The following is a 14,684-nucleotide window of genomic DNA, read 5'->3' as shown; positions in this document are numbered from 1 at the left end:
GCTGTTCCCCTCCGTCATCGGGCGGAGGGGTTCTCTTCTTGTGCGCTTTTTTCAATTTTGAACGGATCAATTCCGCGTTTTTGCATCCGCCGGAAACGAATAATGTTCAGGCCGTTCATTACCAGAAAACTCCCTTCGATCATCGTCCCACCAATCGACCCTAGCCAGAAATTATGGATAACCCAACAGGCGGTTGCGCACCACATGACGCAGCGCACGGTTAACCCTTTGCAGCGAAACAGCGCCCAGGTGCTGGCCAGCGTGCCAATTATTGGCAATAGCTCCATCGCATGCTGTAATTTCGCCAGCCCGAGAACCAGGGTGAGGACAATAAAAACGGTCATTACCCACAGTTTGCGGGTATGCATTGAGACAAGTGTGCGGATGGTGTTGAGTTCTGCGCTCATTCCCGCAGGCCAGGCACCCATCAGGAAAAAATGCACGCCGATGGTGGCGCTATAGACAGCGAGTTGCAGCCGGAACCGGCGCTCATCGCGATTGAAAAAGGTGGTAATACCGATCAGAAAGGCGATGACACCTACGACCTGGGCCAGCCAATACGCGGTCATGCAAGCAACCCCAATTCTATCTCGTAGGCCGGATAAGGCGAGTTCGCCACCATCCGGCAACGGTTTGTGCCTGATGGCGCTGCGCTTATCAGGCCTACGGTTTGCGCAGACCTGCATGCAGGTACCATCAGGTATTTACTACAACGTTACGCCGCTTTTAAATATCGCTAACTCTCTAAAATCATTCCGCTCGTTGCAGGTTTGCTTGCCGTTGGCGAACTCGACGATGGTATCGACAAATTCTTCCAGCAACTGAGGCATCGCTTTACCATGGATCAACTGTCCAGCGTCAAAATCGATCCAGTGCTTTTTCTTCGCCGCCAGCTCGCTGTTGGTGGCAATTTTCACCGTCGGCACAAAACCACCGTAAGGTGTACCGCGACCGGTACTGAACAGCACCATATGACAGCCCGCGCCCGCCAGGGCACTGGTCGCCACCGCATCGTTACCCGGTGCGCTCAGCAGGTTCAGACCATGCGTCTTCAGGCGTTCGCCGTAGCGCAGTACGTCCACCACCTGGCTGGAGCCTGCTTTTTGCGTGCAGCCGAGAGATTTATCTTCCAGCGTGGTGATACCGCCCGCTTTGTTGCCCGGCGATGGGTTCTCGTAGATCGGCTGGTCGTGAGCAATGAAGTACTGCTTGAAGTCATTGACCATGGTGACCAGCTTGCCAAACGTTTCTTCATCGCGGCAGTGGTCCATCAGCAGCTGCTCGGCGCCGAACATTTCCGGTACTTCGGTCAGTACGGTGGTGCCGCCGTTAGCAATCACGTAGTCAGAAAAACGCCCCAGCATCGGGTTGGCGGTAATACCGGACAGGCCGTCAGAGCCGCCGCATTCCAGACCAAACTTCAGCTCGCCCAGCTTACCCGGTTCACGCTTATCGTTACGCATCACGTTGTACAACTGGTGAAGATGTTCAATCCCCGCTTCCACTTCGTCTTCCTGATGTTGGCAGACCATGAAGTGAACGCGCTCAGGATCGTACTCGCCTAAAGTTTCGCGGAAGGCATCAACCTGGTTGTTTTCACAACCAAGGCCAACCACCAGCACCGCACCCGCATTCGGGTGACGCACCATGTTTTGCAGCATGGTGCGGGTGTTAATGTGGTCGTCGCCGAGCTGTGAACAGCCGTAGGTGTGGCTGAAGAGATGCACGCCGTCGATTCCTTCGGCGTCGTTAGTCTCTTTCAGAAAACGGTTCTGCATCTGGCGCGCCATGGCGTTAACACAGCCTACCGTCGGTAGGATCCACAGTTCGTTGCGCACGCCAACATCGCCGTTGGCACGACGGTAGATCTGCACATCGCGATCCGCCGGTTGTGCAACTTCCGCCTGAAAATCAGGGTGGTAGCTATACGTGTCCAGGTCGCTCAGATTGGTGCGCGTGTTGTGAGCATGAATATGCTCACCCGCCGCAACGTCCACCAGCGTATGGCCAATTGGCAAACCGTATTTAATGACGTTTTCGCCTTTCGCAATATCACGTAAAGCGAATTTATGGCCACGAGAGACCGCCTGACGCAGGATTACCGCCTGCCCATCAACGGTGACTTCGGTTCCTTCAGCCAAATCAGCGAGCGCTACCGCGACGTTATCCAGCGCATGGATCTTGATGTATTGCATACCTTCACCCGGGCCTTAGTTCAGTTCAATGGCGAAGTAATCACGCGCATTGTTAAAGCAAATATTTCTGACCATTTCACCCAGCAACTGGATATCTGCCGGTGCTTCACCTGCAGCAACCCAACGGCCAATCATCTGGCACAGAATGCGACGGAAGTATTCATGGCGCGTGTATGACAAGAAGCTACGGCTATCGGTCAGCATGCCGACGAAACGGCTCAGCAGGCCGAGCTGGGCCAGCTGCGTCATCTGACGTTCCATCCCGTCTTTCTGATCGTTGAACCACCAGCCGGAACCGAACTGCATCTTGCCCGGCATACCTTCGCCCTGGAAGTTGCCGATCATGGTGCCCAGCACTTCGTTATCACGCGGGTTCAGGCAGTAGAGAATGGTTTTCGGCAGCAGGTTCTGTTCGTTCTGCTTGCTCAGCAGTTTGGACAGTTCTTCAGCCATCGGACGGTCATTGATGGAGTCGAAGCCAACATCCGCGCCCAACAGTTTGAACTGACGCAGGTTGTTATTACGCAGCGCACCGATGTGGTACTGCTGTACCCATTCGCGACGAGCATATTCCGCACCAAGGAACACCAGCACGGCGGTTTTAAACTGGGCAACTTCATGCTCACTCAGGGTTTCACCCGCCAGGCGACGCGCCAGAATGCTATCCAGTTCAGATTCGTTAGATTCGGCAAACAGCACCACGTCCAGCGCGTGGTCAGAAACCTTACAGCCGTGAGCCGCGAAGTGATCCAGACGTTTGGTCAGTGCAGCTTGCAGATCGCTGAAGCGGCGGATATCCGTGTCAGACACTTCACCGAGCTTCGCCATGTAGTCATTAAAGGTCGCCAGCTCAATGTTAAAGGCTTTATCCGGACGCCAGCTCGGCAGCACTTTCACATCAAAGGTACCGTCTTTAGCAACGGCCGCATGATGCTCCAGAGAGTCGATCGGGTCATCGGTAGTGCCGACCATTTTCACATTCATCTGCTGCATGATGCCGCGCGCGGAGAATTTATCCTGCGCCAGCAGCTCGTTGCATTGGTTCCAGATTTCATCAGCAGTCGCAGGAGAAAGCAGCTTACCTGTAATACCAAACGGGCGACGTAATTCGAGGTGGGTCCAGTGGTACAGCGGGTTACCGATAGTGTGCGGAACCGTAGCGGCCCATGCGTCAAACTTCTCGCGATCGGACGCATCGCCGGTACACAAGCGCTCAGCGACGCCATTGGTACGCATCGCACGCCATTTGTAGTGATCACCCTTCAGCCAGATGTCATACAGGTTACTAAAACGGTAGTTTTCAGCGATTTGTTGCGGTGGTAAATGGCAGTGGTAATCGAAGATCGGCTGGTCTTTGGCGTAATCATGGTACAGACGGCGGGCAAATTCGGTGTCCAGCAGGAAATCTTCAGTCATAAACGGGGTCATTATCGTCTTCCTCTCAACGAGTGCGTCAGATTGCTTATGTTTTGATGTTGACAAAGTTATCACACCAATTTCCATACACTGAAGATATTTTCGTGAGTTAGATCAACAAATGGTGACAAAAAAATTACTCTCAAAGAGGTAAATCACGCGTCAAGCCGCGCCAGTGCTGGCTTTGCTGAATCGAAATAATGACCACACGAAGATTCACACTTTTGTGATGGCACTCACCTTTTAAAGCTGTATGACAAGTTATCTTTTGGCCGTCGCGATACATAAGCCGACGGAATGCAAATTACCGATGTATAACCATCGGATTGACCGGTACGGAAACCGAATTAGCACAATTATTGACATGGCAAAGTTCGGGGAGTACCGGCTTTTTTTCGGTCCCCCCTCGTAAAAGAACATCCTCCGCCCTGAACTGGAAGATGACCGCTCGTTCGCGGACATAACAAAACGATGAGGTTTTACATGCGTAAAATTAAAGGGTTACGTTGGTACATGATTGCACTGGTGACGCTTGGCACCGTGCTGGGTTACCTGACACGTAACACTGTGGCGGCAGCTGCGCCAACTCTGATGGAAGAGTTACACATCTCCACTCAACAGTATTCCTATATCATCGCAGCGTATTCTGCTGCTTACACCGTAATGCAACCCGTTGCCGGCTACGTGCTTGATGTGCTCGGCACAAAAGTTGGTTACGCGATGTTCGCCGTTCTGTGGGCCGTCTTCTGTGGCGCGACCGCACTGGCTGGCAGTTGGGGTGGACTGGCACTGGCGCGTGGCGCAGTAGGTGCCGCTGAAGCCGCAATGATCCCTGCGGGTCTGAAAGCCAGTTCTGAGTGGTTCCCGGCAAAAGAACGTTCAATTGCCGTGGGGTACTTTAACGTCGGCTCTTCAATCGGTGCGATGATTGCTCCGCCGCTGGTCGTCTGGGCAATCGTCATGCACAGCTGGCAGATGGCATTCATTATTTCCGGTGCGTTGAGCTTCATCTGGGCGATGTGCTGGCTTGTGTTCTACAAACACCCGCGCGACCAGAAAAAACTGTCTGATGAAGAACGTGATTACATTCTGAATGGTCAGGAATCACAGCATAAAAACGCGACCTCGAAAAAAATGTCGCTCGGTCAGATCCTGCGTAACCGCCAGTTCTGGGGCATCGCGCTGCCGCGTTTCCTGGCTGAGCCGGCCTGGGGTACCTTCAACGCCTGGATCCCGCTGTTCATGTTTAAAGTCTACGGCTTTAACCTGAAAGAGATTGCGATGTTTGCATGGATGCCGATGCTGTTTGCTGACCTGGGCTGTATCGTTGGGGGCTACTTACCGCCTCTGTTCCAGCGCTGGTTCGGCGTTAACCTGATCGTTTCACGTAAAATGGTCGTTACCATGGGCGCATTGCTGATGATTGGCCCAGGGATGATTGGTCTGTTCACCAGCCCGTACATTGCTATCGCCCTGCTGTGCGTCGGCGGCTTTGCTCACCAGGCGCTATCCGGTGCGCTGATTACGCTTTCTTCTGACGTATTTGGTCGTAATGAAGTGGCAACGGCAAACGGCCTGACCGGTATGTCCGCCTGGCTTGCAAGTACGCTGTTTGCACTGGTTGTTGGCGCACTGGCTGACACTATCGGCTTTAGCCCGCTGTTCGCCGTACTGGCGGTATTCGACCTGCTCGGCGCACTCGTTATCTGGACGGTCTTGCAAAACAAATCGGCCAGCGAAGTCGATTCGGGCTCACAGACAGGCGATCCCGCTCCGCAAAATTAACCCGCTGTTGTTCATCAAGGGTATATAATGCGAAGCCGCCAGTTATCTGGCGGCTTTTTTATCGCCGCGAGTGGAGCAGTAATCGCAAAAGTGGTATAACAAATATAGTCTGCCGTATCATGCCTGGAGCGCATATGGAAATCACCGAACCACGACGTTTGTACCAACAACTTGCTGCTGATCTGAAAGAACGCATTGAGCAGGGCGTCTATCTGGTGGGTGACAAACTCCCCGCCGAGCGCTTTATCGCCGATGAAAAAAATGTCAGCCGTACCGTGGTTCGTGAAGCAATTATCATGCTTGAGGTTGAGGGCTACGTTGAGGTGCGCAAAGGATCGGGGATCCACGTCATTTCCAACCAACCCAGACATTATGTTGCGCCAGATGAAAACCTGGAATTTGCCAGCTACGGTCCTTTCGAGCTGCTCCAGGCGCGTCAGCTCATTGAGAGTAACATTGCCGAGTTTGCCGCCACCCAGGTGACCAAACAGGACATCATGAAGCTGATGGAGATTCAGGAGAAATCACGTAACGAAAAAAGCTTTCGTGACTCCGAGTGGGATCTCCAGTTCCATGTGCAGGTCGCCCTGGCAACGCAGAACTCGGCTCTGGCCGCGATTGTTGAAAAAATGTGGACTCAGCGTATTCACAACCCCTACTGGAAGAAATTGCACGACCACATCGACCTGCGCACGGTTGATAACTGGTGTGATGACCATGACCAGATCCTTCGGGCGCTGATTCGCAAAGATCCTCATGCCGCCAAACTGGCGATGTGGCAGCATCTAGAGAACACGAAGCAGATGCTGTTTAACGAAACCAGCGATGATTTTGAGTTCAATGCGGACCGTTATCTATTTACCGAAAATCCGGTCGTTCACCTCGATACAGCTGCTAACAGCGCAAAATAAACAATCTTATCAATGCAGGCGCGACCACGCGCCTGTTTCTGACACTTGGTAAGCGTTAGGTATAAAGTGTCAGCCTGTGTAAATCCTCTCGCCTCCCTCCATTGCGATAAGCAAAATCACAGTTCAACAACCGTAATTTCTATAACGGACTACGTTGACCTTTGTTACAATTAGATGCTGTTTGAATTTTTGTGTTTAAGAGCTTGCTAACTTCACAACTTTACAGGGAATAGTTCAGGCCGTGAGTTTGTAACAGACCACAAGTCATGTAAAAAATATTAATAAAATCGTGGTGTTACAAAATCCAGAAAACCGGCATGACGACAACCGATTCTCCAGGAATATTGAATGGAACTACTGACTCAATTACTAAATGCTTTATGGGCTCAGGATTTTGAAACGCTGGCCAATCCTTCCATGATTGGCATGCTCTATTTTGTACTCTTTACGATTTTGTTTCTGGAAAACGGACTGCTGCCAGCAGCCTTTTTACCTGGCGACAGCTTGCTGGTACTGGTCGGCGTACTTATTGCCAAAGGCGCAATGGGTTTTCCGCAAACGGTACTGCTGCTCACCACCGCAGCCAGCCTTGGTTGCTGGCTCAGCTATATACAAGGTCGATGGTTGGGTAATACCCGCACCGTGCAAAACTGGTTATCTCATCTTCCTGCACATTATCATCAGCGTGCGCATCATCTGTTCCATAAGCATGGCTTGTCTGCGCTGCTGGTCGGCCGCTTTATCGCGTTTGTCAGAACATTACTGCCGACCATCGCAGGATTGTCCGGCCTGAACAATGCGCGCTTTCAGTTCTTCAACTGGATGAGCGGACTGCTTTGGGTCCTTATTCTCACATCGCTGGGCTATCTGCTGGGCAAAACACCGGTGTTTCTCAAATATGAAGATCAGCTGATGTCTTGCCTGATGCTGCTTCCTGTGGTGTTACTGGTGTTTGGTCTGGCAGGTTCACTGGTTGTTCTTTGGAAAAAGAAATACGGGAACCGAGGGTAAATTATGCTGAAATCATGCATAACGCTCCGACGACTTGCCTGGTCCACCACTTTTATGTTGTTCATCGGCGCGTTGCTCCTGACCTGGTCGGTCATTCGCCAGCAGGAGTCAACGCTTGCCATTCGTGCCGTAAACCAGGGAGCCAGCATGCCTGATGGCTTCTCTATCTGGCATCACCTGGATGCCAACGGCATTCGTTTTAAAAGCATCACTCCGCAAAATGACGCCCTGCTGATTACCTTTGATTCCAGTGCACAGAGCGCAGCGGCAAAGGTCGTACTGGATCGAACGTTACCGCACGGTTTCGTTATCGCTCAGCAGGATGATAATAATCAGGCGGTTCAGTGGTTATCCCGCTTACGTGAGACCCCACACCGTTTTGGTTAATTTCCAGGAATCTGAATTAGATCACTCACTTTGGTGATTTCACCGTTTAGCGCCTATGATTAATAAACTGGGTTTATGACCCAACGTTTTATTATTCTGGAGCATCGACCCTAAACGACGAGGTCGAATCACAATGGAAGGTTCAAGAATGAAATACCGCATCGCTTTGGCAATTAGCCTTTTCGCTCTCAGTGCCGGCAGCTACGCCACCACCCTCTGTCAGGAAAAAGAACAAGACATTCAGCGGGAGATTAGCTATGCCGAAAAACACAACAATCAGAGCCGTATCAATGGGCTGAACAAAGCGCTGAGCGAAGTCAGAGCAAACTGTACTGACAGCAAACTGCGCGCCAACCATCAGAAAAAGATCGCCGAGCAGAAAAATGAGATTGCCGAGCGTCAACGTGACTTAGCCGAAGCTAAGCAAAAAGGCGATGCGGAGAAGGTAGCAAAGCGTGAACACAAGCTTGCTGAAGCTCAGCAAGAGCTAAAAGAACTCGAGACCCGCGATTACTAAGTACGGTAACTAGCCACTCAACTGGAGAAAACTATGTCGAAAGATAATGCTACGGAAAACCTGCGCGCTGAGCTGAAATCTCTTGCGGATACGCTTGAAGAAGTACTTAGCTCCTCTGGCGATAAGTCGAAGGAAGAGATGAGTAAAATTCGCAGCAAAGCCGAACATGCGCTGCGCGAGAGCCGCCATCGTCTGAGTGAAACCAGCGATGTAATTGCCAAACAGACCCGTGAGGCCGCGGCTAAAGCCGATAACTACGTGCGCGAAAACCCATGGACAGGCGTCGGCATTGGCGCTGCAGTCGGTGTGGTGCTTGGTGTACTGCTGTCGCGCCGTTAACAATGGCTGATTCTCAACACGCACAAGGTCCAGGCAAAGGCGTACTGGGTATTGGACAGCGGATCCTGACGATTCTCGTTGAGATCGTAGAAACACGGCTGCGGCTGGCCGTCGTTGAGCTGGAAGAGGAAAAAGCCAATCTCATCCAGATCCTGCTGATGCTTGGGCTGACTATGCTGTTCGCGGCGTTTGGCCTGATGAGCCTGATGGTGCTTATCATCTGGGCCATTGACCCTCAATACCGCCTGAACGCCATGATTGCCACCACCGTTGTGCTGTTGCTGTTAGCGCTGATTGGCGGGATATGGACGCTGCGTAAAGCACGTAAAACAACGCTGCTACGCCATACACGCCAGGAACTCGCTAATGACAGGCAAGCCCTGGAGGATGATGCATAATGAGCAGCAAAGTCGAACGTCAAAAGCGTAAGGCGCAACTGCTTGGACAGATCCAGCAGCAACGGCTGGATCTGTCTGCGACTCGCCGCGACTGGCTGGAAGCCACCGAGGTCTACGATCGTGGCTGGAAGACGCTACTGAACCTGCGTGGCTGGGTGTTGGTCGGGAGCAGTATTATGGCGGTTCGCACCATCCGCAACCCGAATCTGCTGGTACGCTGGGCTAAGCGCGGCTTTAGCGTCTGGAGTATCTGGCGTCTGGTGAAATCGACCATCAGACAGCAGCAACTGCGCGGCTAATCCTTTACTTACCCCCAACCTCAAAATTTTTGAAAAATACTGACAGTTTTCCTTGCTAACAATTCTCATTAAGCACGTTTATGATTCTCTCCATCGACAGCAACGACGTGCTCTGCAGCGTCGATGCACAAAAAAACACAATAAGCCGCCTGAGTGGTTTCCTGGAGAGTATGATGAAGAAATTAGAAGATGTTGGTGTACTGGTAGCGCGCATTCTGATGCCAATCCTGTTTATTACCGCAGGTTGGGGAAAAATCACCGGATATGCGGGTACCCAACAGTACATGGAAGCCATGGGCGTCCCAGGATTTATGCTGCCGCTGGTGATTCTGCTTGAGTTTGGTGGCGGTCTGGCAATTCTGTTCGGTTTCCTGACCCGTACAACTGCGCTGTTCACCGCAGGCTTCACATTGCTGACGGCGTTCCTCTTCCACAGCAACTTTGCGGAAGGTGTGAACTCTCTGATGTTCATGAAAAACCTGACCATCGCAGGTGGTTTCCTGTTGCTGGCTATCACCGGTCCAGGCGCATTTAGTATTGACCGCGTACTGAATAAAAAGTGGTAATCAAACTATACTGAACACATCAAAAAGCGAGGAGATATCTCCTCGCTTTTGCTATCTGAGGAGGCGAAAATCATGGGACAACTGATTGACGGCGTCTGGCATGACACCTGGTACGATACCAAATCAACCGGTGGAAAATTTCAACGTTCTGCATCGGCTTTCCGTAACTGGCTCACCGCGGATGGCGCGCCTGGCCCGACCGGTGAAGGTGGCTTTGCTGCCGAAAAAGACCGCTATCATCTGTACGTTTCTCTGGCCTGTCCATGGGCGCATCGCACGCTGATTTTGCGCAAACTCAAAGGGCTGGAACCGTTTATTTCCGTTTCTGTTGTGCATCCGCTGATGCTGGAAAACGGCTGGACCTTTGACGACAACTTCCCGGCGGCAATCGGCGATACCCTGTATCAGCACGAATTTCTTTATCAGCTCTATTTACACGCCGATCCGCACTACAGCGGTCGGGTGACCGTTCCGGTACTGTGGGACAAAAAGAACCACACTATTGTCAGCAACGAATCTGCAGAAATCATCCGCATGTTTAACACCGCGTTTGATGCGCTGGGCGCGAAAGCCGGAGATTACTATCCCCCTGCCCTGCAAAGCAAAATCGACGAGCTGAACGGCTGGATTTATGACAACGTTAATAACGGTGTGTATAAAGCCGGATTTGCTACCAGTCAGGAAGCCTACGACGACGCCGTGGATAACGTCTTTCAATCTCTGGCACGACTGGAGCAGATCCTTGGGCAACATCGTTACCTGACCGGCGACCAGTTAACCGAGGCCGACATTCGCCTGTGGACCACGCTGGTACGCTTTGATCCCGTGTATGTCACCCACTTCAAGTGCGACAAACACCGGATTAGCGACTATCTGAACCTGTACGGTTTCCTGCGTGATATCTACCAGATGCCGGGTATTGCGGAAACCGTCAATTTCGATCATATCCGCAATCACTACTTCCGTAGCCACAAAACCATTAACCCAACCGGCATTATTTCTGTTGGGCCGTGGCAGGACCTCAACGAACCCCACGGGCGTGACGAGCGTTTCGCCTGATTTACACTGGCCCCCATCTGGGGGCTAAATAATTAATACCGCAAATATTTACCATCATTTCATTCACAGCTATTCTTAATTTGATTGCTTTAAAAACAAGTAATTGAATGCAGAACGAGGCAAAAATGGATTGGTATTTAAACGTATTAAAGAATTACTTTGGTTTTGGTGGCCGCGCGCGTCGTAAAGAATACTGGATGTTTGTGCTGGTCAACATCATCTTCACGTTCGTGCTGGGTATTCTGGACAGAATGTTTGGCTGGGAGCGCGCCGGTGGAGAAGGCATATTAACGACGATTTACGGGGTTCTGGTCTTTATTCCGTGGTGGGCGGTACAGTTCCGGCGTTTACATGACACCGATCGTTCAGCCTGGTGGCTACTGGTGCTGCTGATCCCGATCGTAGGCTGGCTGGTGATCATCATTTTCAACTGCCAAAACGGGACTCAAGGGAGCAACCGCTTCGGCGCTGACCCTAAACAACCATCCTGACGTCATACACCCTTTTGTAGGCCGGATAAGGTGCAATTGCACCGCATCCGGCGGAACAGTCAGACTATTTACCCGCAAACAGCTTGGGGATTTCCCGCAGACACCAGGATTTCGCCTCGCCCATGCTGTCACGACGCCAGGCCATAATAATATCTATCTCGCTTGTCGATTCCGGACTAACGACCCGCAGCCGACCAGCCGCAATATCCTCTTCCACCAGCGGGTACGGCATCGTCGCCACGCCCAATCCGGCCAACAGCGCCTGACGTTTATCTTCTATCGTACTCACCGTCAGACGCGGCTGCTTATCCAGCAGTTGAACCGTCAGCACCGGACGTTCACGGGCGGTATCCGCCACCGCGATCCCACGGTATTTAACGCGGGTGACTTCCGATAACGGTTCCGGCTCCTGATGGATGGGATGATCCGGGGCCGCTACATAGACGTTCATCAGCGAGTACAGCTTGCGCGAGTTGATTTCTGAGGATGAGCGAAAATGCATATCCGGCGCAATCACGATATCCGCCCGCCCCTGCTCAAGACGCTCCCACGCCCCGGCCAGAACTTCGGTAATAACGGAAAGCTGGGTATTGGCCTTCCCGGCAAGCCTGTCGATCAGCGGGAAAAACGCCGCCGTCGGCACCAGCGCTTCGGTTACGATGGTCAGATGCGTTTCCCAACCGCGAGCCAATGCTTCGGCATCGGTGGTCAGTTTATCCGCAGCTTCCAGCAGTACGCGCCCACGCTCCAGCAGCATACGCCCAACGTTAGTGAATTTTGTGCGGTGGCCTGAACGGTCAAACAGCACCACGTCCAGCTCTTCCTCCAGCTTCTGCATGGTATAGCTAAGTGCGGAAGGAACGCGTCCCAGTTCATCTGCCGCAGCAGCAAAACTACCGCGCCTGTCTATTGCGTCCATGACGCGTAACGCTTCAAGCGTTAAAGCCCTTTCTTTGGCCATCTCGTTCTCATTCAGGAAATTTGAACATACCGGGCAGAATATCTGGCTAACAATGCAGCGTCTAGCCATTTAACATAAAAGGAAGTAAAGAGAGGTCAAGAACTATGATTACTACCCGTACAGCCAAACAATGCGGGCAAGCAGACTACGGCTGGCTGCAGGCCCGTTATACCTTCTCCTTTGGACACTATTTTGATCCTAAACTGCTGGGTTATGCCTCGCTGCGTGTTCTGAACCAGGAAGTTCTGGCACCGGGGGCCTCTTTCCAGCCACGGACCTATCCGAAGGTGGATATCGTCAATCTGATCCTCGAAGGGGAAGCGGAGTACCGAGACAGCGAAGGCAACCATATCAAGGCCAAAGCAGGTGAAGTTTTGCTGCTCGCGACACAGCCCGGGATTAGCTATAGCGAACACAATATCAGCAAAGACAAACCGTTAACCCGGATGCAGCTCTGGCTGGACGCCTGCCCGCAGCGTGAAAACGCCTGTGTACAGAAAGCCACGCTGGGCACCGGTAAGCATCAGTTGCTGGCCTCGCCGGACGGTGAACAAGGCAGCCTGCATCTGCGCCAACAGGTATGGGTGCACCACGTTGAGCTGCAGCAAGGTGAATCGTTGAGTTTTCAGTTACATGGGCCACGTGCTTATTTACAGTCGATTCACGGCAGATTCCATGCGGTGACGTCTGGCGCCGAAAAAGAAGCACTCACCTGTGGCGATGGGGCATTTATTCGTGACGAAACTAACATAACGTTAGTCGCCGATACCCCGCTGCGCGCTTTGCTGATAGATTTGCCCGTATAGTCAGGGAAAACAATGGAGTACGACTATTGAGCAAGAAATCATCAAAAAAACGCCAGCCTCAGGTTGAGCCGAAAAAACAGGAAACAGTTACCTTCGGCTATGAAGAAATGCTGACAGAGCTGGAAGCGATTGTGGCCGATGCCGAACTACGGCTGGAAGACGAAGAAGCCGCCTGAACAGGCGGCTTAGACTTATGCCGGGTGGCGGCAACGCCTTACCCGGCCTATAGATTAATGTGCCTTACTGGCCATGATCTCAATAATCTGCTTGTCGGTTTCCTGCATTGAACGACACGCCAGCGCACACAGGTTAGCGATAGATTGTTCCACGTTATGCGCCACAATCCCTTCGTTGCCGGTTACAGCAGTATCATCCAGCGCCATCAGCACCGCTTTCCACGCCGCGGAAGCACTGGTTGAGACTTTCATCGCGCAGCTGTTTGAAGCGCCATCGCATATCATTCCGCTCACGTCGCCAATCATGCTGCTGATCGCCATCGCGATGGTGTTGTAGCGACCATCTACGATCCATGCCATCCCCGCTGCTGCCCCCATCGCCGCCGTGGTTGCTGCACACAGTGCAGACAAACGCGGAAGTTGATGATGGATGTAGATAGCGCTCAGATGAGACAACATTAGCGCACGCGCCAGTTTCTCCTCATCCGCGCCAAAGTGCTCGGCCACCACCATCACTGGAACAGTCGCGGTAATGCCCTGATTACCGGAGCCGGAGTTGCTCATGGCCGGCAGAGTCGCCCCGCCCATTCGCGCATCCGATGCCGCACTGGTGCGGATTAGAATAGAGGTGGAGAGATCGTTCGCCAGCAGGCCACGCGCACACTGCTTCTCAAGCGTGGTTCCGATGTGCAATCCCCAGTTACCGCGCAGTCCTTCCTGAGACAGCGCACCGTTCAGTTTTGCCGCATCGAGGATAAAGCGGATCGACTCAAACGGTACCGCGTTCACGAACGCCAGAATATCTTCCAGCGAGCTGTGAGACAACACCGCCAGCGGCGACTCCTGTTCCTCTTCCTGAGCATTCTGTTCTGTGGTGAACACCACGCCTTTGTTGCTCTCAATGTGAACTATGTTGGTATGACCGCCCACAATCGTCACGCACGCCCATCCTTCAGCGCTGTAAACCTTCGCGCGGGAAAAGAGGATATCCTCGCAAGGCTCCTGCAGCATCACCGCAACCTTGCCAGCGCTCAGCATCGCTTTCGCATCGGCGATCGCTTGTGGCGACGCATCTTTCAGTACCTCTAAACCGGCACGGGCATTTCCCCCCAGCGCACCCAGCGCCGCCGCGACAGGTAACCCGACCATTCCGGTACCCGGCACGGTAACGCCCATGCCGTTTTTCATCAGGTTCGGTGAGACCCACGCGTCAATGCGTTCAACCGCGCCGTCCAGCTCAGAGGATGCAACCGCCGCCGCCAGAGCCAGAGAGATAGGTTCTGTGCAGCCCAACGCAGGCTTAACTTCTTCCTGCACTGCGCGGATAAAACTATCCCATAATGGATTCAATGTAGTCTCAAACATAA

General features: G+C 52.6%; 18 protein-coding genes. 13 read left to right on the top strand and 5 right to left on the bottom strand.

What is annotated here, in order from left to right; all coding sequences use genetic code 11:
- Positions 1-14: 14 nt before the first annotated feature.
- The 3 genes from OGY71_RS05080 to uxaC all read right to left on the bottom strand — a co-directional run bounded on the left by OGY71_RS05080 (position 15) and on the right by uxaC (position 3,623).
- A complete protein-coding gene (locus OGY71_RS05080) occupies positions 15-569 on the bottom strand; it encodes a YgjV family protein (protein WP_286612929.1) in 555 nt (184 codons plus the stop codon).
- A gap of 138 nt (positions 570-707) precedes the next feature.
- Positions 708-2,195, bottom strand: a complete 1,488-nt coding sequence (locus OGY71_RS05075) for a UxaA family hydrolase (RefSeq protein ID WP_003828555.1) — start codon at positions 2,193-2,195, stop codon at positions 708-710.
- Positions 2,196-2,210: 15 nt separating this feature from the next.
- The gene (gene uxaC / locus OGY71_RS05070; protein WP_003828556.1) at positions 2,211-3,623 is read right to left on the bottom strand and encodes a glucuronate isomerase; all 1,413 of its coding nucleotides are present in this window, start codon (positions 3,621-3,623) and stop codon (positions 2,211-2,213) included.
- Positions 3,624-4,094: 471 nt separating this feature from the next.
- Between uxaC and OGY71_RS05065 the strand changes: the two genes are divergently transcribed.
- From OGY71_RS05065 to OGY71_RS05015, 11 genes are all read left to right on the top strand, one after another.
- Positions 4,095-5,396 (top strand): MFS transporter, encoded by a 1,302-nt coding sequence (locus OGY71_RS05065; protein WP_003828557.1) that lies wholly within the window; start codon positions 4,095-4,097, stop codon positions 5,394-5,396.
- A gap of 134 nt (positions 5,397-5,530) precedes the next feature.
- Complete coding sequence (exuR, locus tag OGY71_RS05060; protein WP_003828559.1) at positions 5,531-6,307, top strand: transcriptional regulator ExuR; 777 nt, start codon at positions 5,531-5,533, stop codon at positions 6,305-6,307.
- Between the two features lie 348 nt (positions 6,308-6,655).
- Positions 6,656-7,318 carry a DedA family general envelope maintenance protein YqjA gene (yqjA, locus tag OGY71_RS05055; protein ID WP_003828561.1) on the top strand — a complete coding sequence of 221 codons (663 nt, stop codon included), beginning with the start codon at positions 6,656-6,658 and terminating at the stop codon, positions 7,316-7,318.
- 18 nt (positions 7,319-7,336) lie between these two features.
- Positions 7,337-7,705: an EnvZ/OmpR regulon moderator MzrA gene (gene mzrA, locus OGY71_RS05050; RefSeq protein ID WP_162623447.1), complete on the top strand. Its 369-nt coding sequence runs from the start codon at positions 7,337-7,339 to the stop codon at positions 7,703-7,705.
- Between the two features lie 148 nt (positions 7,706-7,853).
- Positions 7,854-8,222, top strand: a complete 369-nt coding sequence (locus OGY71_RS05045) for a DUF1090 domain-containing protein (protein WP_032934183.1) — start codon at positions 7,854-7,856, stop codon at positions 8,220-8,222.
- Between the two features lie 33 nt (positions 8,223-8,255).
- On the top strand, positions 8,256-8,561 hold the full coding sequence (locus OGY71_RS05040; protein ID WP_003024832.1) for an ElaB/YgaM/YqjD family protein: 306 nt from the start codon (positions 8,256-8,258) through the stop codon (positions 8,559-8,561).
- 2 nt (positions 8,562-8,563) lie between these two features.
- Positions 8,564-8,959 (top strand): phage holin family protein, encoded by a 396-nt coding sequence (locus tag OGY71_RS05035; protein ID WP_003828567.1) that lies wholly within the window; start codon positions 8,564-8,566, stop codon positions 8,957-8,959.
- On the top strand, positions 8,959-9,258 hold the full coding sequence (locus OGY71_RS05030; protein WP_003828569.1) for a YqjK-like family protein: 300 nt from the start codon (positions 8,959-8,961) through the stop codon (positions 9,256-9,258). Before OGY71_RS05035 ends, OGY71_RS05030 begins: the two co-directional genes overlap by 1 nt.
- Before the next feature lie 173 nt (positions 9,259-9,431).
- On the top strand, positions 9,432-9,824 hold the full coding sequence (locus OGY71_RS05025) for a DoxX family protein (protein ID WP_003024847.1): 393 nt from the start codon (positions 9,432-9,434) through the stop codon (positions 9,822-9,824).
- A gap of 72 nt (positions 9,825-9,896) precedes the next feature.
- Positions 9,897-10,883, top strand: a complete 987-nt coding sequence (gene yqjG, locus OGY71_RS05020; protein WP_197385482.1) for a glutathionyl-hydroquinone reductase YqjG — start codon at positions 9,897-9,899, stop codon at positions 10,881-10,883.
- Positions 10,884-11,008: 125 nt separating this feature from the next.
- Positions 11,009-11,374 carry a DUF805 domain-containing protein gene (locus tag OGY71_RS05015; RefSeq protein WP_003828575.1) on the top strand — a complete coding sequence of 122 codons (366 nt, stop codon included), beginning with the start codon at positions 11,009-11,011 and terminating at the stop codon, positions 11,372-11,374.
- A gap of 64 nt (positions 11,375-11,438) precedes the next feature.
- Here the strand turns inward: OGY71_RS05015 and yhaJ are convergent, their stop codons facing one another.
- Complete coding sequence (gene yhaJ / locus OGY71_RS05010) at positions 11,439-12,335, bottom strand: DNA-binding transcriptional regulator YhaJ (protein ID WP_003024855.1); 897 nt, start codon at positions 12,333-12,335, stop codon at positions 11,439-11,441.
- 104 nt (positions 12,336-12,439) lie between these two features.
- Here yhaJ and OGY71_RS05005 point away from each other — a divergent pair, with 104 nt between their 5' ends.
- Positions 12,440-13,141, top strand: coding sequence for a pirin family protein (locus OGY71_RS05005; RefSeq protein WP_003024860.1), 702 nt, complete (start codon positions 12,440-12,442; stop codon positions 13,139-13,141).
- 26 nt (positions 13,142-13,167) lie between these two features.
- The gene (locus OGY71_RS05000; RefSeq protein ID WP_003828578.1) at positions 13,168-13,317 is read left to right on the top strand and encodes a protein YhaL; all 150 of its coding nucleotides are present in this window, start codon (positions 13,168-13,170) and stop codon (positions 13,315-13,317) included.
- 54 nt (positions 13,318-13,371) lie between these two features.
- Here the strand turns inward: OGY71_RS05000 and OGY71_RS04995 are convergent, their stop codons facing one another.
- A complete protein-coding gene (locus tag OGY71_RS04995; protein WP_286612926.1) occupies positions 13,372-14,682 on the bottom strand; it encodes an L-cysteine desulfidase family protein in 1,311 nt (436 codons plus the stop codon).
- Positions 14,683-14,684: the final 2 nt, after the last annotated feature.

The organism is Citrobacter sp. Cpo109 (assembly GCF_030332565.1).
Classification (GTDB): Bacteria; Pseudomonadota; Gammaproteobacteria; order Enterobacterales; family Enterobacteriaceae; genus Citrobacter; species Citrobacter portucalensis.
This window is presented reverse-complemented; position numbering and strand designations above follow the sequence as displayed.

Coding starts and splice junctions, on each gene's coding strand:
- OGY71_RS05025 (WP_003024847.1), top strand. CDS start 9,432: ATGAAGAAATTAGAAGATGTTGGTGTACTGGTAGCGCGCATTCTGATG.
- yhaJ (WP_003024855.1), bottom strand. CDS start 12,335: ATGGCCAAAGAAAGGGCTTTAACGCTTGAAGCGTTACGCGTCATGGAC.
- exuR (WP_003828559.1), top strand. CDS start 5,531: ATGGAAATCACCGAACCACGACGTTTGTACCAACAACTTGCTGCTGAT.
- OGY71_RS05015 (WP_003828575.1), top strand. CDS start 11,009: ATGGATTGGTATTTAAACGTATTAAAGAATTACTTTGGTTTTGGTGGC.
- OGY71_RS04995 (WP_286612926.1), bottom strand. CDS start 14,682: ATGTTTGAGACTACATTGAATCCATTATGGGATAGTTTTATCCGCGCA.
- OGY71_RS05080 (WP_286612929.1), bottom strand. CDS start 569: ATGACCGCGTATTGGCTGGCCCAGGTCGTAGGTGTCATCGCCTTTCTG.
- yqjG (WP_197385482.1), top strand. CDS start 9,897: ATGGGACAACTGATTGACGGCGTCTGGCATGACACCTGGTACGATACC.
- OGY71_RS05075 (WP_003828555.1), bottom strand. CDS start 2,195: ATGCAATACATCAAGATCCATGCGCTGGATAACGTCGCGGTAGCGCTC.
- uxaC (WP_003828556.1), bottom strand. CDS start 3,623: ATGACCCCGTTTATGACTGAAGATTTCCTGCTGGACACCGAATTTGCC.
- OGY71_RS05040 (WP_003024832.1), top strand. CDS start 8,256: ATGTCGAAAGATAATGCTACGGAAAACCTGCGCGCTGAGCTGAAATCT.
- yqjA (WP_003828561.1), top strand. CDS start 6,656: ATGGAACTACTGACTCAATTACTAAATGCTTTATGGGCTCAGGATTTT.
- OGY71_RS05035 (WP_003828567.1), top strand. CDS start 8,564: ATGGCTGATTCTCAACACGCACAAGGTCCAGGCAAAGGCGTACTGGGT.
- OGY71_RS05045 (WP_032934183.1), top strand. CDS start 7,854: ATGAAATACCGCATCGCTTTGGCAATTAGCCTTTTCGCTCTCAGTGCC.
- OGY71_RS05065 (WP_003828557.1), top strand. CDS start 4,095: ATGCGTAAAATTAAAGGGTTACGTTGGTACATGATTGCACTGGTGACG.
- OGY71_RS05030 (WP_003828569.1), top strand. CDS start 8,959: ATGAGCAGCAAAGTCGAACGTCAAAAGCGTAAGGCGCAACTGCTTGGA.
- OGY71_RS05005 (WP_003024860.1), top strand. CDS start 12,440: ATGATTACTACCCGTACAGCCAAACAATGCGGGCAAGCAGACTACGGC.